Annotated in this window: 17 protein-coding genes; 9 read left to right on the top strand and 8 right to left on the bottom strand. The window is 36.7% G+C overall.

Annotated elements, in window-relative coordinates:
* The first annotated feature begins 99 nt into the window (after window positions 1-99).
* From I2E21_RS07390 to I2E21_RS07375, 4 genes are all read left to right on the top strand, one after another.
* Complete coding sequence (locus tag I2E21_RS07390) at window positions 100-1,455, top strand: sodium-dependent transporter (RefSeq protein WP_195410882.1); 1,356 nt, start codon at window positions 100-102, stop codon at window positions 1,453-1,455.
* A gap of 294 nt (window positions 1,456-1,749) precedes the next feature.
* The gene (locus I2E21_RS07385; protein ID WP_195410881.1) at window positions 1,750-2,127 is read left to right on the top strand and encodes a heavy metal-associated domain-containing protein; all 378 of its coding nucleotides are present in this window, start codon (window positions 1,750-1,752) and stop codon (window positions 2,125-2,127) included.
* Between the two features lie 198 nt (window positions 2,128-2,325).
* On the top strand, window positions 2,326-3,024 hold the full coding sequence (locus I2E21_RS07380) for an ABC transporter ATP-binding protein (protein WP_195410880.1): 699 nt from the start codon (window positions 2,326-2,328) through the stop codon (window positions 3,022-3,024).
* A gap of 12 nt (window positions 3,025-3,036) precedes the next feature.
* Window positions 3,037-5,286, top strand: coding sequence for an ABC transporter permease (locus tag I2E21_RS07375; protein ID WP_195410879.1), 2,250 nt, complete (start codon window positions 3,037-3,039; stop codon window positions 5,284-5,286).
* A 40-nt stretch (window positions 5,287-5,326) separates the two neighbouring features.
* On the opposite strand, the gene bsh is transcribed toward I2E21_RS07375, so the two are convergent.
* The 5 genes from bsh to mgtE all read right to left on the bottom strand — a co-directional run bounded on the left by bsh (window position 5,327) and on the right by mgtE (window position 10,516).
* Window positions 5,327-6,301: a choloylglycine hydrolase gene (bsh, locus tag I2E21_RS07370; RefSeq protein ID WP_195410878.1), complete on the bottom strand. Its 975-nt coding sequence runs from the start codon at window positions 6,299-6,301 to the stop codon at window positions 5,327-5,329.
* Between the two features lie 115 nt (window positions 6,302-6,416).
* Window positions 6,417-6,845 (bottom strand): RNHCP domain-containing protein, encoded by a 429-nt coding sequence (locus I2E21_RS07365; protein ID WP_195410877.1) that lies wholly within the window; start codon window positions 6,843-6,845, stop codon window positions 6,417-6,419.
* A 231-nt stretch (window positions 6,846-7,076) separates the two neighbouring features.
* Complete coding sequence (locus I2E21_RS07360; RefSeq protein WP_243240606.1) at window positions 7,077-7,319, bottom strand: hypothetical protein; 243 nt, start codon at window positions 7,317-7,319, stop codon at window positions 7,077-7,079.
* Between the two features lie 173 nt (window positions 7,320-7,492).
* Window positions 7,493-8,851, bottom strand: coding sequence for an MATE family efflux transporter (locus I2E21_RS07355; protein ID WP_195410876.1), 1,359 nt, complete (start codon window positions 8,849-8,851; stop codon window positions 7,493-7,495).
* Between the two features lie 270 nt (window positions 8,852-9,121).
* Window positions 9,122-10,516, bottom strand: a complete 1,395-nt coding sequence (gene mgtE, locus I2E21_RS07350; protein ID WP_195410875.1) for a magnesium transporter — start codon at window positions 10,514-10,516, stop codon at window positions 9,122-9,124.
* Between the two features lie 585 nt (window positions 10,517-11,101).
* Between mgtE and I2E21_RS07345 the strand changes: the two genes are divergently transcribed.
* The 3 genes from I2E21_RS07345 to I2E21_RS07335 are packed head-to-tail and all read left to right on the top strand — an operon-like array spanning window position 11,102 to window position 13,168.
* Window positions 11,102-12,427, top strand: a complete 1,326-nt coding sequence (locus I2E21_RS07345; protein ID WP_195410874.1) for an aminotransferase class III-fold pyridoxal phosphate-dependent enzyme — start codon at window positions 11,102-11,104, stop codon at window positions 12,425-12,427.
* Between the two features lie 41 nt (window positions 12,428-12,468).
* Window positions 12,469-12,642, top strand: coding sequence for an iron-containing alcohol dehydrogenase (locus I2E21_RS07340; protein ID WP_186935214.1), 174 nt, complete (start codon window positions 12,469-12,471; stop codon window positions 12,640-12,642).
* Window position 12,643: 1 nt separating this feature from the next.
* On the top strand, window positions 12,644-13,168 hold the full coding sequence (locus I2E21_RS07335; RefSeq protein WP_195410873.1) for a helix-turn-helix domain-containing protein: 525 nt from the start codon (window positions 12,644-12,646) through the stop codon (window positions 13,166-13,168).
* A gap of 84 nt (window positions 13,169-13,252) precedes the next feature.
* Here I2E21_RS07335 and I2E21_RS07330 read toward each other — a convergent pair whose 3' ends face one another.
* Window positions 13,253-14,275 carry an acyltransferase family protein gene (locus tag I2E21_RS07330; RefSeq protein ID WP_195410872.1) on the bottom strand — a complete coding sequence of 341 codons (1,023 nt, stop codon included), beginning with the start codon at window positions 14,273-14,275 and terminating at the stop codon, window positions 13,253-13,255.
* Between the two features lie 215 nt (window positions 14,276-14,490).
* Here I2E21_RS07330 and ade point away from each other — a divergent pair, with 215 nt between their 5' ends.
* Window positions 14,491-16,227, top strand: a complete 1,737-nt coding sequence (gene ade / locus I2E21_RS07325) for an adenine deaminase (protein ID WP_195410871.1) — start codon at window positions 14,491-14,493, stop codon at window positions 16,225-16,227.
* Window positions 16,228-16,303: 76 nt separating this feature from the next.
* Here ade and I2E21_RS07320 read toward each other — a convergent pair whose 3' ends face one another.
* The gene (locus I2E21_RS07320; protein WP_195410870.1) at window positions 16,304-17,191 is read right to left on the bottom strand and encodes a LysR family transcriptional regulator; all 888 of its coding nucleotides are present in this window, start codon (window positions 17,189-17,191) and stop codon (window positions 16,304-16,306) included.
* Between the two features lie 124 nt (window positions 17,192-17,315).
* Here I2E21_RS07320 and I2E21_RS07315 point away from each other — a divergent pair, with 124 nt between their 5' ends.
* Window positions 17,316-18,650 (top strand): sodium-dependent transporter, encoded by a 1,335-nt coding sequence (locus tag I2E21_RS07315; protein ID WP_195410869.1) that lies wholly within the window; start codon window positions 17,316-17,318, stop codon window positions 18,648-18,650.
* 300 nt (window positions 18,651-18,950) lie between these two features.
* On the opposite strand, the gene I2E21_RS07310 is transcribed toward I2E21_RS07315, so the two are convergent.
* Window positions 18,951-19,403, bottom strand: a complete 453-nt coding sequence (locus I2E21_RS07310; RefSeq protein ID WP_195410868.1) for a hypothetical protein — start codon at window positions 19,401-19,403, stop codon at window positions 18,951-18,953.
* Window positions 19,404-19,927 lie beyond the last annotated feature (524 nt).

Below are 19,927 nucleotides of genomic sequence, written 5' to 3'. Positions count from 1 at the left end.
ATTTTGTTTTTAAAAAAAATAATATTCATTATGTATTGTTTTATTTATAGAATTATGGTATAATCAATTAAAAATTTCTTAAATGAGGGATATACTATTATGGAAAAGAAAAGAAGTAACTTTTCCGGTGGCCTGGGATTTGTATTTGCTGCGGCAGGCAGTGCAGTAGGCCTCGGAAACATCTGGCGATTCCCCTATCTTGCCGCACAGTACGGCGGCGGTATTTTTATTTTGGTTTACCTTATATTAGCCGTAACCTTCGGTTTTGCAATGCTTACCGCTGAAATTGCTATCGGAAGAAAAACAAAGTTAAGCCCTGTACTTGCCTATAAAAAGCTCAACAGCAAATTCGGCTTTTTGGGCGTACTTGCAGTTATAGTTCCTATCATAATCTGCCCTTACTACTGTGTAATCGGCGGTTGGGTAACAAAGTATGTTACAGTATATGCACAAGGTCTTGCTACACAAGCGGCAGGAGATAATTATTTTTCCGACTTTATCGGTAATCCGTGGTCACCGCTTGTATTCTTTCTTATATTTATGGGATTAAGCGTATGCGTAATTTTGATAGGTGTTAAAAACGGCATTGAAAAAATCAGTAAATTTCTGATGCCTATGCTCATTATTCTTACAATCGGAATTTCGGTTTATGCACTGACACTTCCGGGTGCGCTTGACGGTGTTGCCTACTACCTTGTACCGGATTTCAGCAAATTCTCCTTAATGACGGTTGCAGGTGCTTTGGGACAGCTTTTCTACTCAATGAGCCTTGCAATGGGTATTATGGTTACCTACGGTTCATACACAAAGAATGAAATCAACCTTACCAAATCTGTAAACCAAATTGAAATTTTTGACTCTGCCGTTGCACTTCTTGCAGGTCTTATGATTATTCCTGCCGTTTATGTATTCAGCGGTGAGGCAGGTCTTTCAAAAAGCGGCCCGGGTCTTATGTTTATGACTCTTCCAAAAGTATTTGACCAAATGCCCGGCGGCGATGTTGTTGCTCTGTTGTTCTTTATTCTCGTATTCTTTGCGGCAATCACAAGTGCCATTTCAATTATGGAAGCTATAGTTTCCTCACTTATGGACAAATTCCATGTAAACAGATGTGTTGGCTGTCTTATCGTAATCGGACTTTGCTTGTTGATGGGTATTCCGTCATCACTCGGAAACGGAATCTGGTCTGATTTTAAAATTTTCGGAATGGATATTCTGACATTCTTCGATTTCTTCAGCAACAGTATTCTTATGCCGATTGTAGCGTTCTTCACCTGTATTCTTATAGGTTGGGTTATCAAACCAAAGACTATTACAGATGAAGTTACACGCAACGGCGAAGCTTTCAAAAGAAAAGGTTTGTTTAATGTAATAATTAAATATGTTGCTCCGATTTGCCTTATCATTATTCTTGTAACATCAATTCTTACTCAATGCGGAATTATTACTATCTGATTTTAACAGAAACTGCATCTTGTCATATGACAGGGTGCAGTTTTTTTGATAAGGTTTTTTATAAAAAGTTGGGGTAATTTATAGTTTAGCACATAATTTCAGTTGAATTTTATAATTTCTTCGGGAAGAATTTTGTTACCTCTAATCTGCAAAATTTTACTCGAAATCTTAAATAAGAGTTTTTTATATTTAACAAAAACAGAACTGTTTTAAGATAATATTTTTATTTGACAAGGAAAAAGCAGAGTGATATACTAAGGTTAGAAGAAACTAACTTACAAGGGGGTTGTTATTATGGAATCTATTATTTCTACAATTATTGTTTGTGCGGTTATCGCTGTTATATGTGTAATCGGTGTTTTAAAATACATCAAAAACCTTAAAAGCGGTTGCTGCGGTACAGGCGGCGACAGCATAAAAAAAGTTAAGCCGCAGGACAGTAATGTGAATAATTACAGATTTGAATACAAAATAAAAATCGACGGTATGACTTGCAAAAACTGTGCAATACGAGTGGAAAATGCTTTTAACTCAAAAGAAAATTATCTTGCAAAGGTAAAACTTTCGGAAAATTCCGCTTATGTAAGAACAAAGCAGGAAATTCCCGAAAAAGAATTGAGAGATATTGTAATAAACGCAGGATATATTCCTATGAAGACAGAGAAAATCTAAAACAGTCTGCTGCGTCGGCAAAATGCATACACAGCAGATAATTTTAACGACTTAGGTTAGTTAAAGCTAACTAAATGAATTTTTAAAATAACTTTTATTTATTTTTTACTTGACAATATTTGCTTTGTATGTTAAATTCTTATTATTGAACATATGAACAAATAAACATATATTCATATAAATAGCAGGAGGTAGTTTATGTTTCTTGAAATTAAGAGTATAGAAAAGTATTACGGTACAGGGGAAAATCGTACAAAGGTATTAAAAGGTATTACCACCGGAGTTGAGAAAGGCAAGATCTGCGTTTTGCTCGGTCCGTCAGGTTCGGGTAAGTCAACCTTGCTCAACATTATCGGCGGAATAGAAAAAGCCGATGGCGGCAGCATTGCCATTGACGGCAGTAAAATCGAAGATATGAACGAAAAGCAGCTTTCGCTTTACAGAAGAAATCATCTCGGTTATGTATTTCAGTTCTATAATTTAATTCCGAATCTTACTGTAAAAGAAAATATAGAGGTAGGAGCATTTTTAAGCAAAAATCCTCTTGATACAGATGAACTTTTGCATACTCTCGGCTTGTGGGAACACAAGGATAAAGTTCCGAGTCAGCTTTCGGGCGGTCAGCAGCAGAGAACATCAATAGGCAGAGCAATTGTAAAGAATCCCGATATTTTACTCTGTGATGAGCCGACAGGTGCGCTTGATTATAAAACTTCAAAGGATATTTTAAAACTTATCGAAAACATTAATCAAAAGTACGGAAACACCGTAATTATCGTAACTCATAACGACGCTATCAAATTGATGGCAGATAAGGTTATCAAACTCAGAGACGGAAATATTCGTAAAGAATATGAAAATACCGAAAAAGTTAATGCCGAAGAGCTTGATTGGTAAGGAGATGAATTTATGAAGAATCCGCTTAATAAGCGACTGCCACGAGAACTTAAGGGAGATATCGGAAAGTATATTGTTATTTTTATATTCTTAGTGGCTACAATCGGAGTTGTATCAGGATTTTTGGTTGCCGGTACAAGTATGAAAACCGCTTTTGACGAAAGTTTTGATAAAAATAATATAGAGGATGGTAATTTTGTTCTTGAAAGCAAGATGACCGATGACCTTAAAACAAAACTTGAAGATGAAGATTTAACGCTTTATGATAATTTTTATAAAGAAGAAACCTATAAAAGCTCTACATACAGAATTTATAAAATGAGAAATGATGTAGATAAGATAGAACTTTTTGACGGAGAATTTCCAAAGGCAGACAATGAAATTGCACTTGACAGATTGTTCAGCGAAAATAATGATATAAAAATCGGCGATAAAGTAACGCTTGACGGCAAGGAATACAAAGTCAGCGGTTATGTTGCTTTTTCCGATTACACATCATTGTTTAAAAGTAATACAGATATGATGTTTGACGCTCAAAACTTTACTGTTGCAACTGTAACAGATAATGCTTTTGACAAAATTTCCGATAAAAATTTAAACTATTGCTATTCCTACACTTTTAACGATGCTTCATATTCAGAGCAGGAAAAGCACGATAAAAATACCGATATAAAAGAATTGATTGCAAAAAATGCAGAGCTCAAAAACTTTATTGCCGAACCCGATAATCAGGCAATCCATTTTTCGGGTGATGATATCGGTTCGGATACATCTATGATGATAACTCTTTTATATATCGTTATTGCTATTATGGCATTTGTATTTGCAGTTACTACTTCAAATACTATTGAAAAAGAGTCTGCTGTTATCGGTACACTCAGAGCATCAGGCTATACAAGAGGCGAATTATTAAGACATTATCTTGTTTTGCCTGTAATTGTTACTCTTATCGGTGCGGTACTCGGTAATATTCTCGGATATTCGGTATTTAAAAATGTTATAGCAGATATTTATTACGGAAGTTACAGCCTTGGCCCGTATGTTACATTGTGGAATGCATATGCTTTCTTTATAACAACCGTTGTGCCTTGTATAATTATGGTACTTGTCAATATATTTATTCTCAGCAAAAAGCTTTCGCTTTCGCCTCTTAAATTTTTGCGTCATGACCTTAGCAAAAAAGAGAAGAAAAAGGTTGTGAAGTTACCTGATTTTAAATTTATGACAAAATTCAGACTTCGTTTGATTTTTCAAAATAAATCCGGCTACATTGTTATGTTTATAGGTATTTTATTCTCGAACTTTATTTTAATGTTCAGTCTTTTATTGACACCATTGGTAAATAATTTTAAGACAGAAGTAATCGATAATATGATTTGTAATTATCAGTATGTTTTAAAAGTTCCTGTTGAAACAGATACTAAGGGAGCGGAAAAGTACGCTGTAACCACACTCGAAACCGATTTTGAAAATTCGGACAATTCGGATGAAATTACCGTGTATGGTGTGGATAAGGATTCGGACTATGTAAAAGCAGGTTTTGTTGACAGAAATTCTGTTTTTGTATCCGAGGGTGTATTGGAAAAATTCGGATTAAAAGTCGGAGATAATCTTGACTTAAAGACAAAGTATGATGATAAAACTTATCGACTGACAATAAGCGGTACATATAAATATCCCGCATCACTTGCAGTCTTTACAGATATAGAAAATTTCAGAAACGAATTTGAAAAAAGCGATGATTATTTCAGCGGATATTTTTCGGATAATGAAATAACCGATATTGATGATAAGTACATTGCAAGCAAAATTACTCAAAAGGATTTGACTGTTGTTTCCGACCAAATGACAGATTCAATGGGCGGAATGATTCCTATAATTGTAGTATTTTCCGTTGTTCTTTATATGTTGCTTGTTTACCTGATTTCTAAAGTTATAATCGAAAAGAATGCAAATTCCGTTTCGATAGTAAAAATACTCGGCTATCAGAACGGAGAAATCACAAGACTTTATATTATGTCAACAGCGATTGTAGCCATTCTTTCGGTAATAATCAGCTTGCCGATTTCGTATTTGTTTATGAAAGCTATATATTCCGAAATTATCAGGAGTTTTTCAGGCTGGCTTACTTTCTACATTGACCCTATGGTTTATGTTCAAATGCTTGTTTTAGGCATACTTGCATATGCTGTTGTAGGTGCGTTGCAGTTCAGAAAAATCAAAAAAATTCCTATGGAAGAGGCTCTTAAAAACGCAGAATAAAAGTACAGACCGATACATTTTGATGTGTCGGTCTGTTGCTTTAGTTTTGAAAATTGATTTGTTGTTCCGTAATTAACGGATAGCGTATAAGTTCTGTACCGTCAAGATTTTCTCTGTGCATATCTACGGCGGAAATCTGATGATTATTATAGGTTGTGTAGTAATAAATTCCCTTTGCGGCATTACAGCAGGAAGTATAAATTGTAATTTCATACTTTCCTTCGCTGACTTCACAACAACCTCGTTGCTGATCTACAGAGCCGAGAATATGGAAAAATTGGCTTACACTTTCGTTTTCACTGTCGGCAGAAATTGAATTCATTTTTGTAAACGCAACTCGTGCAAAGCGTGAGGCAGAGGAGAGGTCACCCGGAAGTCCGATTGCCCCCATACCACGGCTGTACGAATTAAGTGTAAGTCCGTTTGCAAATGTATTCTGCGGTTGTTTAGCGGAGAGCGACATATAATTGTTCAGCAGAAACATCTGGGTTTCAAACGGTGGATTGTTAGTGAGTACACCGACAGGATTATCGTAAATATGAAGTCCGTCCGCAACGGATTCAACGGTTATAGATTCGTTTTTATCTGCAATTATCCAGTGAAGCCCAGCGGTCGGAAGTTTATCGCTGAACGGAGTGCCTGTGAGATTAATTTTTGCAAGCAAGTTTTTTGCATCGCTTACACTCGCACATTTGCTTAAAATATACGGTATAAATTCAAATTGCGCCACATTTTCCTTACTGTCGTCAGGTTCGGCATAAACGGCATTTCCGACAAAGTTAAGTCCTGCCATTCCAAGCCCTTTTTCGTTGATTGCATCATAGTAAAGCGGATAATTACCTGCAATATGAGCCATTCCGATTATTGCATAATGGGAGCTGCAAGTGCTTGTATGACGAAAATCAAAGGCATAGTTTCTCGGTGTAATTGTAATTTCATCACCGTAAGAAAATTCGTAATCAAGAGTTCTTCCAAAATAAAAATCTTTTGTTTTGTATGTTGCGGCAGTACACATATATATACCTCCTTGTATTATTATTTTCAAAAAATAATTTAATATGTAAATGTTCAAAAATAACATCAGACTCCATGCCTGCTGACAAGGAGTCTTTTGTTTTTTAATCGGATTATTACCACTTAAGTTCGCCGTCACCGCCCATAAGTTTTGTCATTTTCTCAATTTTTTCAAGCGGAAACGGGGGAGATGATACGGGTTTCATTGCAATAGACATAAGTTTCATCGGGTTATCGTCAGCGGCAATTCTGTTTGAGCTTAATGTTCCGCAGATTTTGCAGCGGTGAATAATCGTCCATTCGCCGTTTTTGCGAACCCATACTGCGACAGGTTCCATTGCTCCTCCGCAGTCAGCCTCACGATCACCCGGTTCAATATCGAGGTGCATACTCGTAAGACAGTAAGGGCAGTGGTTGCGGTGGTCACTTCCTGCACCGTTTGGCACAACAAGTCTGCCACATACCTTGCAGGTAAAACTTTCGTTGCAGGCGTGTGATTTATAATAACCTTTTTTATATGATTTTTTCTTGTTTTCTCTATTCATAGAGCATAATCCTCCAAAAAGTAAAATCAAAAACCTTTTGGGAGGTTTGTAGGTAAAAGTAGCAAACCTCCCGATTATGCTACTATTACAGTTGTATTAGTCTTTGTCAAACACTAATCTCCTTATTAAAATATTTATGAAAAAGCCAAGGCTTAGTCAACAATCGGTATTTTTATTATATCAACATATAAAATATTTTTCAATATACATCAAGTGAATTTTTGTATAAAATTATATTTTAATTTTCTCCCACTCTGTCCTTGTGATTCCGTACACAACAGTTGTTTCATTTTCACTGTCAATAAATTCATCAAGTTTTTTACAACCGTATGACACAGCGACAGCGGCGGAGGGAATGTTATCTTTTAAGCAAACTGCCCACAAGCCAAAGCCGAAAATATTGTATCGCTCAATGCTTTTGTCAATCCAATTCATTACTCTTGTTTTATCAAATGTATATGGATAGTGTTGCATTATATCCGAATCTGCCAAAATATAGTGCACTGAAATCATCTTTTGTTAGCTCACGAAGAAATAATCGTTCTGTTTCCGTAATCATAAAATCACCATCAATAATTTTAGTTTTTATATATGTAAAAGTCAACAAAAATCAAAGGGAACTTCTCGGTTGAAAAGTTCCCTTAATTTCATGCAAGTGCTTTTTTATTTTTAAAGCCTTTCATTTTTATATAGTAAACCGCAAGCATTAACAGCATACTTGCCGTCCATGCGGCAGGACCTGCAACGCAGATTGATATATAACCGATTATTGAGCTTAAAATAACCGGTGCACATATTCTCATAAGTACCTCGATAAGCGAGCCGATCATCGGAATAATGCCGTTTTTAAGACCCTGTATTGTGCCTCTATAAATGAACAACATTCCGAGAGTAATTTCAAACGGGCAGTTCCAGAATATGAATTGTACGGAATAATCTATTGTTTGCTGAGAGCTGTTGCTTGTGAATATTCCCGTAATCGGTGTGGCAAACAACATTGTTAATGCGCCAACTGCTATTGCGTATGTTATGCAGAGAATAAGGCAGTAGTTTACGCCTTTTCGTATTCTGTTATATTTTCCTGCGCCCTCATTTTGTCCCGCAAAGGTAGCAATTACCATGCTCATTGAGTTCATCGGATTTTGAACAAGCATCTGCACTCTGTTGCCGATAGTATATCCTGCAACCGCATATGAGCCGAACTGATTTACAAAATACTGCAAAACCATCATACCTATAGAAATTACAGAGTTTTGAAGTCCCATAGGACAGCCGACTTTAAGTTCGTCCGCAACCATTCTGCCTATACTTGTAAAACTTTCTTTGGTCGGCAAAAGAAGTTTAACTTTAAAACATATGTAAATACAGCAAAGCACTGCGGAAATTAATTGTGAAACTACAGTTGCTATTGCCGCACCTGCAACATCCCATTTGAATACTACTATAAACAGCAGGTCAAGTCCGACATTCAGAACAGAAGAGAACAACAGTAAATACAACGGAGTTTTGCTGTCGCCGACCGATCTGAGCAATGATGCTGTAAGATTATAAAGCATAGTTGCCGGTATGCCGAGGTAGATTATTGTAAGATACCGGCTTGCGTAATCAAAAGTTTCTTTTGTAGTGCCGAGCATTGTTAAAAACGGATTTACTAAAAATACAAAAGCAACTGTAAGTACGGCAGATGATATAATTCCGATTAATATATGTGCGGCAACACTTTTTTTGATTTGCTTAATATTTCCTGCACCGAAGTGTTGAGAGGTGATTACCGAACAGCCTGCCGATAAACCTATGAAAAAGCCGAGCGCAAAAAAGTTAAGAGAGCTTGTAGAGCCTACCGCCGCAAGTTTGATTTCGCCAAGCGTTTGCCCCACTATCAAGGTATCAACTACATTATATAATTCCTGTAAAAGGTTTCCTATAATTACGGGAATGGCAAAAAATAAAATCTGACTGAATATTTTACCCTGCGTCAGATTTCGTACGGATTTTGAACCGGTCATAATAATTCACACTTCTTTGTTAAAATTTATTGTAAAGAATAATTATGGACTACAATATCCTTGAATTCGTATGAATTATAGCATAGCAGAATAAAAAAGTAAATCCTAAAATTTTGAAAAATACACTGATGTTTACTTAAAAAATTTTTACAAAATGCACAGTTGTGTTTATAAGAGAAAAGTAAAATTACAAGATGTTTAGTTGTAGTGTGAAATATTTACGCAAACAAAAACAGGCGAAAAAATTACGCCTGTTTATCGTAAAAATATTTAGGTTAAATGTAAAATGTTAATCAAAAGCAGCCATACCATACCGTAATATGTCACAACTGCAACAAGGTCGTTTATGGTTGTAATCAATGGGCCTGACGCTACGGCAGGGTCGATTTTCATTTTGTTGAAGAACATAGGAACAAGTGTGCCGATAAGGCTTGAAATTACCATAGACGCCAAAAGCGAAAATCCTACGCAGCCCGATACAATAAACGAGTAGGCAATATCGTTTCCTTTAATAAGGAAAATATACAGACCGACAAAAATCACTGCCATTACACCGAGGAGAATTCCGTTTGAAAATCCGACTTTCATTTCTTTGACGGTGAGTTTTAATTTGTCTGACGCTGTCAGATTTTCATCCATAAGTACACGGATTGTAACCGCAAGCGATTGAGTGCCTACATTTCCCGCCATATCAAGTATGAGCGACTGAAAGCATATAACTATCGGAATAACGGCTACCACCGATTCAAAAATGCCTACCACCGAAGATACTCCCATACCGAGAAAAAGCAGAATAATTAGCCAAGGCAATCTTTTCTTTGTGCTTTGAAAAGTGGTTTCGTTTAAATCTTCTTCTGCGGTCAAACCACCGAGTTTTGCGTAATCCTCACCGAGTTCCTCGTCCACAACCTGAACAATATCATGGGCGGTAATAACGCCGAGAATATGTTTTTCGTCATCAAGCACAGGGATAGAATCCTCTGCATAGTCTTTTAATTGTTCAATACAATCCGTAATTTTTTCGTGTGCCTTTACAAAAGGATATGACTTTACTATGATGTCATCAAGATTTTGATAATTCCTTGCAACAATTAAATCTTTCAAATCAATAGCACCGAAAAAACAGTTGTTGTCGTCAACAGCGTAAATTGTATTGATGTTATCATTTTCACCTGCCTGCGAGATAAGTTCGTGTCTGGCTTCTTTTATAGAAAGATTTTTGCTTATAACGATGTAGTTGGTAGTCATTTCACTGCCGATTTCATCATCGTCATAAGATAAAATCATTCGTACATCTTGTTTTGCATCGTTGTCAAGCAAGGCGACTATTCTTTTTCTGTCATCATCGCCGAGCTTTTCAAGAATATCTACCGCATCGTCGGAGTCCATTTCCGAAAGCAGATTAGCAATTTTATCGGAATTAATTTCTTTCAGATACTCTTCCGAATCTTCAATGTAAGAAAATATTTCCGCAACAAGTTCCACACCGAGAACAGGGTAGAGCTCTTTTCTTTCGTCGGCAGTCATTTTTTCAAGAGCGTCGGCAATATCGCTTGTATGGTAGTCGGAAATTTTTTCTATAAGCTCGTCTTTTGGAAGTCCGCTCCTGAAAATCTTTACGATTTCGTCTGCATACATTGGTTTGTTTAATACTTTCTCTGTCATATCATTACCTCCCATTTGCCTCAAAAGGGCATAAAAATACCACCGCTATTCCCACAGCAGTTTAACAATTGATTGTTGAGCAGTATAGGATAATATTCGGTGGAACAGAAAGTAATATTATGTTTACAAAAGGCTAAACTTCAGTCAGAATTTAACAGACAGCCTTACATTGAGTATTTCCGTAACACCTGTTTGAATACTTCGACCAAAACTACTGCAACTGTCCATTAAATCTCACCTCCGATTAAACTTCATCATATATTAATTTATCACCTAAATATATTTATGTCAAGTAAGTATAAGAATTTAGATTTAAAATTTACAATCCGATAACAATATTATGCACAAGTTGTTTGCGGCTTATAAAATATTATGAATTGTGACAGATTTCCCTATAAAAAGTGATGCTTTATATTTGCGATTTGTGCCGCAGCACAAAGAAATTTGTGCATAAAAGTGTTGCGCTCATAAAATATCGTGGTATAATAATGGCATAAACAAAAGAGATTTCAAAGCAATGGGGCTTCGTTGAACACGAAGTCCCATTTGTGATTTGATAGGGTATGATTTGAAAGGATGATAATTATGACACCTGAAAAAATTGTTGAAAACCATAAGAAATATGTACTTCAGTCATGGAGCAAGCAGGGTAACTTAAATCCTATTCCTGTTGCAAAGGCAGAGGGAATTTACTTCTACGATTTTGACGGTAATAAATATACAGATATGTCTTCACAGCTTGTAAACCTTAACTTAGGTTACGGTAACAAAGCTATCGGAGATGCAATTAAAGAACAGGTTGATAAGTTTTGTTTTGTAGGTCCGTCATACGCAACAGAGGCAAAGTCAACACTTGCGGAAATGATTATTAATCTTCTTCCGGACAGTTTTGGCAAAGTATTCTTTACAAATGCAGGTGCAGACGCAAACGAAAACGCAGTAAAGATTGCAAGAATGTTTACGGGCAGAAACAAGGTATTCAGCCGTTACAGAAGTTATCACGGTTCTTCATTCGGCGCAGGCAACCTTACGGGCGAGCCGAGAAGATATCCGCTTGAGCCGGGTATTCCGGGATTTGTAAAATTTTTTGATCCGTATGTTTACAGAGAGGCTGTTGAATTTGAATCCGAAGAGGCAGCTACAAAATATTATCTCACTAAATTGAGAGAGCAGATTATTTACGAAGGCCCTGACAGTGTAGCCGCAATCGTTATGGAAACAATTACAGGTTCAAACGGTGTAATTATTCCTCCTAAGGGTTACTTACCGGGAGTAAGAAGGATTTGTGATGAGTTCGGTATTCTGATGATTTGCGATGAGGTTATGGCAGGTTGGTGCAGAACAGGTAAAATGTTTGCATTTCAGAATTTTGATGTAGTTCCCGATATTGTATCATTTGCAAAGGGCGTTACCTGCGGCTATGTTCCGCTCGGCGGCGTTGCGGTATCGCAGAAAATCGCAGATTACTTTGACGATCATCTTCTTTCCTGCGGCCTTACATACAGCGGTCATCCGCTTGCTTGTGCGGCAGGTGTTGCCTGTGTAAACTACTACAGCGAGGCTAACATTCTTGACAATGTAAACAAGGTTGGCAAGGTGCTCGGTGAAATTCTTGAAGAAATGAAAGAGAAACATCCTTGTGTAGGCGATGTAAGATATATCGGTTTGTTCTCTGCTATTGAACTTGTAAAGGACAAGAAAACAAAAGAACCGTTAGTTCCGTACGGCAAGGATGAAAAAGGCATTATGGGCAGTCTTGTAGGAATGTTAAAGAAGAAAAAGTTTATGACTTATTCACACGAAAATATGCTCTTTGTAAATCCGCCGCTTATCATTACAGAAGAACAGATCAGGGAAGAAATGGTAAAGATGGACGAAGTTCTTACATATGTTGACAATGAATTGATTTGATACTATAATAGTAAAATTCTAAAATAACAGGAGATATTAAAATGTCACATTTTGTAGTTCCAAATCACATAGTAGTCGGCAAAGGCGTGCTTAACGAGGCTGCACCGCTTTTAAAAGAAATGGGCAGAAAGGCTTTTATCGTAACAGGCAGACACATTGCGGTTTCGGATATGATGAAAAAACTAACGGCATTGCTTGACGAAGAGGGTAGATAATATGCTGTTTTATGTGCTAAGCAATTTTACAAATGCGGAAATCGAAAGTTTGGTTGAAAAGTTGCAGGCAGAGCAGGAGAAGTTTATGAGTGTTAATAAACTTTATATTGCGGTCAGTAAAACCGATTGTAATATAAAGACGCTGTCAAAAGCATATCAGATTGTGCTTAAGATGCTCAAACTTTCTCAACGCAGAAATATCAGTCCGATGTTTTATGAAAAACTTGAAATCAAAAAACTCATTCTTGCCGTAGACGATAATTCGCTGCTTGAGAGCATATACAATGAAAACCTCAGGAAACTTGAGATTTACGACAGAGATAACGGAACCGATTATCTGAATTTTTTACGGTTGTATCTTAAGTATGACGGCAGTGTGCAGAAGGTGGCGGAAGAAACATTTGTGCACCGCAATACAATAAATTATCAGCTTGCTAAAATCAAAAAAATTCTCGGCAATAACCTTAAGACCTTTGAGGAACGCTTTAAACTCATTTTGGCTTTTGAGATAAAAGATGTGCTGTGATTTTATAAATTATTTTGTCATAAAATACAAAGCTGACATTGCAATGCAAATTAGCAATGTCAGCTTTGTTTATTTTAATTGTGATTATATATGCAATAATCTTAATACGGGAAATCCCTTCTTTAGTGCGTTCCAGATTAATATCAGTGCCGAGCAGGCGAGAATATCAACTATTGTCATAATCCACCAACAATAGCTTATACTTTGCAGTACAGGAGTATTGCTCCAAATTTGGTTTGAATAACTGTTTACTGCGTAATTTAAAGCCATAATAATTATGGTGTTTTTGCCTAAGAATGCTAAAAATTTAAAATTATTCACATATTTATAGCAAATAAAAAGTATGGCAACAGAAACTGTGATTGAACCCAAAAATGTAAGGAAAGTGTTGTTAAGTGTATTGTTGCAGAGGTCAACTCTTGGGTTTGTTACTATGCATAATGCACCGAGAGCTATCATAGAAAATATAAAAGATATACCGTGGGTGATATTCTTCAGCAGATTTGATTCTTTGATTTTAAGTCCTATGAACATAAATGCCATACCGATTAGAGCAACATTGATGTGCCAAGGTAATTGAATATTTATAAATAAGTACAAGATATAGTCAAGTGTTACAGACAATATACAGATAACTGTCTGTATGGCTGTGTTGTTTATTTTATTGAGAAAATAAAAGAAAATACAACAAATGAAAATACACGGCAAAAACCATAACGGAGTGCAGTTAGGCATTTTATCTATTGCGCCCCAAGAGTAAAATATCCATTGTAAATGATTCATTGTTGAGTCAAATAATTCCTGACCTTTCAGACCTTTAATTTGTTCAATCGGTATATTTATGAGTAAATTGAAAAAAGCCAAAATAAAGTAAGGCACTATGTAAGCTTTAAATTTGGATACTGTGAATTTTTTGAAACCGAGTTCGGACCATTTTGCTTTATTATATAAAAATCCGGAAAGTATAAAGAAGAATGGCATATGAAAGCCGAAAATTGCTTTCACAAGCGGGTCAGGTGCATTTGCGTGACCTATCAGCATTAAAATAATTACAAATCCCCTTGCCACATCTATATAAGCCAATCGTTCGGTTTTGCTGTTTTCCATCATATTTCCCCACACATTTTCATATTTTTCATTTTACATAACTACTATTATACCTCTGATTTTTCGTTTTTCAAGTTTGTAATAATATTTTGGCTTTTCTGATATGATTATTGAGATAGAAAAAGAAAATATTAGTATAAATGTCTTTTAATATTAAATTATTATGATATAATTATTAAAAAATAAAGATTAATATTTTGCAAGGTGGTGCTTTTATGAAAGAAACATACGAAGAGAAAATAAACAGACGATTAGGTGTAAAGCAGAGAATCATTGCGGTTGCTTCGGGCAGAGAAAAGGCTGACCTTGTACTGAAAAACGCAATGTATCTCAATGTCTTTTCAAATGAATTTTTGCAGAGCGACATAGCCGTAGCAAACGGTCTTATAGCCGGTATCGGAGAGTATGAGGGAGAAAACGAAATCGATGTAAACGGCAAACTTGTCTTACCCGGTTTTATAGATGCACACATTCACCTTGAAAGCTCAATGGTAACTCCGAGTGAGTTTGCAAAAGCGGTTGTTTCTCACGGAACAACAACCGTTATTACCGACCCCCACGAAATAGCAAATGTAATGGGAACTGACGGCATTGAATATATGATACAAAGCTCGCAGAACCTGCCTGTTGATGTGCATTTTATGTTGCCGTCCTGTGTGCCTGCTACCGAGTTTGACGAGAGCGGTGCAGAGCTTGGCTACAAGGATATTGATTCGTATTTTGAGCATAAAAAAGTCCTCGGTCTTGCCGAGATGATGAACTATGTCGGAGTGATAAACGGTGACGATGATGTGGTTTCAAAAATAGTTGCCTCGCAGGCTCACCATAAAAAGATAGACGGACACGCTCCCGAACTTTCGGGAAACGACCTTAACGCTTACATAGCCGCAGGTGTTTACTCCGACCACGAATGTTCAACATTTGAAAATGCACTTGAAAAGCTTAGAAAAGGTCAGTTTATTATGATAAGAGAGGGTACTGCCGCTCACAATCTAAAGGCGCTTATGCCGTTGCTGAATCAGCAATATTATGCACGCTGTATGTTTGCCACTGATGACAAACATCCGAGTGATTTGCTGTATGGAGGACATATTGATTACATAGTAAAACAGGCGCTGAAAAACGGAGCAGACCCGATAATCACATTAAAAGCAGCAACTCACCATGCCGCAAGATATTTTGCGCTTAACAATAAGGGAGCAATTGCACCCGGTTATCTTGCCGATATGGTTGTTGTAGACAATTTGACGGATTTTAATGTGGAAACTGTTTTCAAGCGTGGTAAAGTGATTTTTGACGGTGAGGTAAAGGAGTTTGAAATCCCTGCCGCAGATGACAGGCTTATCGAAAAATGTCATAACACATTCAGCCTAAACGAAGTTATGCCAGACAGTTTTAAAGTTGACGGAAAACTCGGTCTTATCGGACTTGTCGGTGGAGAACTTCTCACGCATAATCTCGGAACAGCCGATAAAATTGATGTGGAAAACGATATTTTAAAAATCGCCTGCATTGAGCGCCATAAAAATACGAACCACATCGGTGTCGGCTATGTAAAGGGATATTCTTTAAAATCGGGAGCGGTTGCAACTTCCGTTGCACACGACTCACATAATATTATTGCGGTAGGCTGTACCGACAGTGATATATCCGTTGCCGTTAATGCGGTCAGAAACAGTAAAGGCGGTATAGCGGTTGTCGATAACGGAAAAATTAAGGCATTGCTTGAACTCCCGGTTGCAGGACTTATGTCGGAAGAACCTTTAGAAAAGGTAAACGAAAAACTCGAAAAAGCAAAAGCCGAGGCATACCGCCTCGGTGCGGATAAAGGCATAGACCCGTTTATGACGCTGTCATTTTTAAGCCTGCCTGTAATCCCGTCACTGCGAATAACCACAAAAGGTGTATTTGATGTTGAAAAATGCGAGTTTGTTGAGAAAAATAAAATTTAATTATAAATTAAACAACAACTCTCCTATCACGGTAATAATGATAGGGGAGCTGTATTGTGTAATATATCAGAAGTTTTTATTTACCGATAACCTCTCTGTAAAAATCTATAAATGCGTTTAGGGCAGGGGAGCACCATTTGTTTTTGTGTATTAATAATTGAGTCCATACAGAAACATCACAATCAGCAATCGGCAGATGTTTAATATATCCGTTGCGGTATGCGTCTTCCGTAATAAAATCAGGTAGAAAGGAAATCATTTTGCTGTTTTCTATGAGTGAGCAGATTTGCAGAGGATTGCCGATTTCAAGAATCGGGAGAATTTCCAACGATTGCGTGGCAAGCTCATGATTCAGAAGTTTTCGGTAGCTCATATTGCTTTCTGTAAGCACAAAATCTTCGGAGCATATTTCTTTTAACAATAGTTCGTTTCGCTGTAAAAGCGGATGCTCTGTGGCGGCTATAAAGTGGACTTCCTCTTTATGTTCGGCACAGATAATAAACTCCGAATCGTAAATATGGCTGTCCAAAGTAAATATTAAGTCAACTTCGTTTTTCCTTAGCATATCAAACATTTGCTCTGTACCGCTCTCCAATACAACCAAATGAATATCGGGAAACTGTTTGCGAAATTTCAGAAAATCATCTTTAAAATAACGATTACATACCGAACTTGACATTGCAAGTCTGATATTTCCTTTTATTATTTCGGGAGTTTTAAGTTCTTCAAGCATTTTTTCGTGAGATTCGAGTATATTTCTTGCGTGCTGCAAAACGATCAGCCCGTCCTCTGTAAGGTTTATTCTGTGATAAAACCTGTCAAAAAGAACAGTGTCAAGCTCATTTTCCAATTGCTTTATTTGTGAAGAAACCGTAGATTGTGTATAACCGAGTTTATCGGCAGCCGCTGAAAAACCCGAGTATTCGCATACGGCAACAAAAGTTTTTAATACATTGGTATCCATATTATTTATCCTTTATAAACGATATTTTCGTTATTATAACATAATATTATCAATTTTACAAATAATACAATTTTTGCTATACTATAAATTATATTGTGTTTAATTTTAAAGGAGATTTACTATAATGAAGCGTGAACAACTTGGAAGCAGACTTGGCTTTATTATGCTTTCGGCAGGGTGTGCAATCGGATGCGGAAATGTTTGGAAATTTCCGTGGATGTGCGGGCAAAACGGCGGCGGAAGTTTTATGCTGGTATATATAATTTGCTTAATTGTACTCGGTATTCCGTCTTTGATTATGGAATTTGCCGTCGGAAGAGCGGCGCAGACAAGTCCTATTCATATGTATAAAAAATTAGAAAAGCCGGGACAAAAGTGGGGCGGCTTCGGTTGGGTTTGCCTTTTGGGCAACCTTGCGCTGATGGCGTTTTACACAGTTGTGTGCGGATGGATTATCTACTATTTTGTCAATTTTCTTATAGGGAATAATGCCGACCTCGGCTTTAATTCTATGATTTCTCAGCCGTCTGTAAATGTTATTTTTCTGCTGGTTACGGTAGTTATTGCTTTTGTAATTCTTTCGTTCAATATTCAGAACGGACTTGAAAAAGTAACAAAATATATGATGTGCGCATTGCTTGTGCTGATGGTAGTTTTGGCGGTAAACAGTCTGTTGCTGAAAGGCGCAGGAGAGGGAATGTCGTTTTACCTCAAACCCGATTTTTCAAAGATTGACGGCTCGGTTATAGTGGCGGCAATGAATCAGGCATTCTTTACATTGTCAACAGGTATGGGCGGAATGGCTATTTTCGGAAGTTACATAGGCAAAGACCATTCCCTTATGGGCGAGGCTGTTAATATAATTTCTTTGGATACTCTTGTTGCCATTCTTGCAGGTGTAATAATTTTCCCTGCATGCTTTACTTATGGTGTTGAAGTAAATTCAGGCCCGAGCCTTTTATTTGACACTATGGCAACTGTGTTTAATAATATGGCAGGCGGCCGCATATGGGGAACTCTCTTTTTCCTGTTTATGGTTTTTGCAGCTTTGTCAACCGTTCTCGGTGTGTGTGAAAATATCCTTGCAATGATTAGAGATTTAACGGGTTGGTCACGCCGCAAAGGAAGTTTGATTTGCGGAATTGTTGTATTTGTCCTTGCGCTTACAACGGCGCTCGGTTTTAGTGTGCTTCATTTTCAACCGTTTTCCGAAGGAACAACATGGCTTGATTTCTGGGATTTCATAGTATCTACAAATATTCTTCCGCTGGGTTCGCTTGTTCTTGCTCTTTTCTGTTGCAATAAATTCGGCTGGGGTTGGGATAACTTTATCAAAGAGGCCAACGAGGGCAAAGGACTTAAGATTAAGTCGTGGATGAAACCGATTTTTAAATATGTTGTACCTCTGTTTATAGGATTTATTTATGTTTACGGTTTGATAACTTTCAATTGGAGATAAGCTGCGAAAAATTTACACTTTTTGTCGGTTTGACAAAAGAATAGCGTATAAATTATAATATCAAAGTTTATCGGTGATGATTTGATGTATAATCCGCAAATTGAAACTTTTATAAGAGCTACAGACGCAGGCAGTTTTAATAAATCGGCGGAAGAAGCAGTTAAAACTAAAAAGCAGTTATAACCTTTAAGTATATACAGATGAACAAAAACAAGACTTCTCATGAGGTCTTGTTTTTCTTATAATATAAACAGAAAAAATATTTGGAAATGTAGCTATGAATGAGCCGCCCCCAAAAAGTTAGACTAAGAATCTAACATTATTTTTAAGACAAAAGTCAATAAATCCGTTGACTTCATTTCCTGTAATTATCGCAGAAAAAGAGAGAGTATAAAATTTAAATTTTCCCGATCTGTGTCCGTTATCTATATAAACTATGTCTTTCGGCACACTATACGATAAGTTGAGTTTTATATTGTCTTTGTATATTTCTCCGTTTTTTGCTGTGAGTGTTATTATTGTTGGTTTGGCGGATTCTTTTCTGATTTTTTTCGACCTTTTTACCGACCATATTCCCATAGGTATTACACTTATAAATTCAAGCAGGAACGGTATCACAAGAATATATAAATCAAATACGCACATCAAAATAAATGTGGCAAAAATTAAAACTGCCCATGACAATGCAGGCACTGCCTGTCGAAAAGTATCTTTGCCGCTTAGAAATTGAGGTGTAACTGTTACTTGATACATTCTTTACCTTCCTGAAAATTATTGTATATTTTAATTTTTTGCAATAAATACATTGTACCTTATGATACAAGCTTGTTTTCTTCCGTATTATGATATTTAAAACTGTATTTTCCCTAATAGTGTTTAGATTTTTTGTTATCGTCATAGTAGTTGCCTTATATTGCGGTATGCATAAAACATTAAATGTGTGGCGTTGCGGAGTTTTTATGGCTTTTGAAATATATATGTTTTCATAATATTTAATTCAAGGTTACAACCTGAACGAAATTTTGCGTTGGATATGTTTCCGTAAGATATAGCTGGGTATTTACATTAGTTGTGCGTATAATTTAAACTGCTGCAAAAGTCAGCAAACAAGCCGCATTATAGATTGTTTGATTATTTCCTTGACATCAATACTATGGTTTCAATATGCTCGGTTGTTCAACGAAAAACATACTCACCCCCTATTGTACACGGGAATGGCGGAACGCACCTTTTCCCTTGAAATCCAGTGGTTCGAGCCTGTGATAACCTTGAATTGC

This window comes from Ruminococcus sp. BSD2780120874_150323_B10 (genome assembly GCF_015553695.1).
Lineage (GTDB): Bacteria > Bacillota > Clostridia > Oscillospirales > Acutalibacteraceae > Ruminococcoides > Ruminococcoides intestinale_A.
The sequence above is the reverse complement of the archived record's forward strand: the minus strand, read 5'-3'. Positions and strand labels throughout refer to the sequence as shown.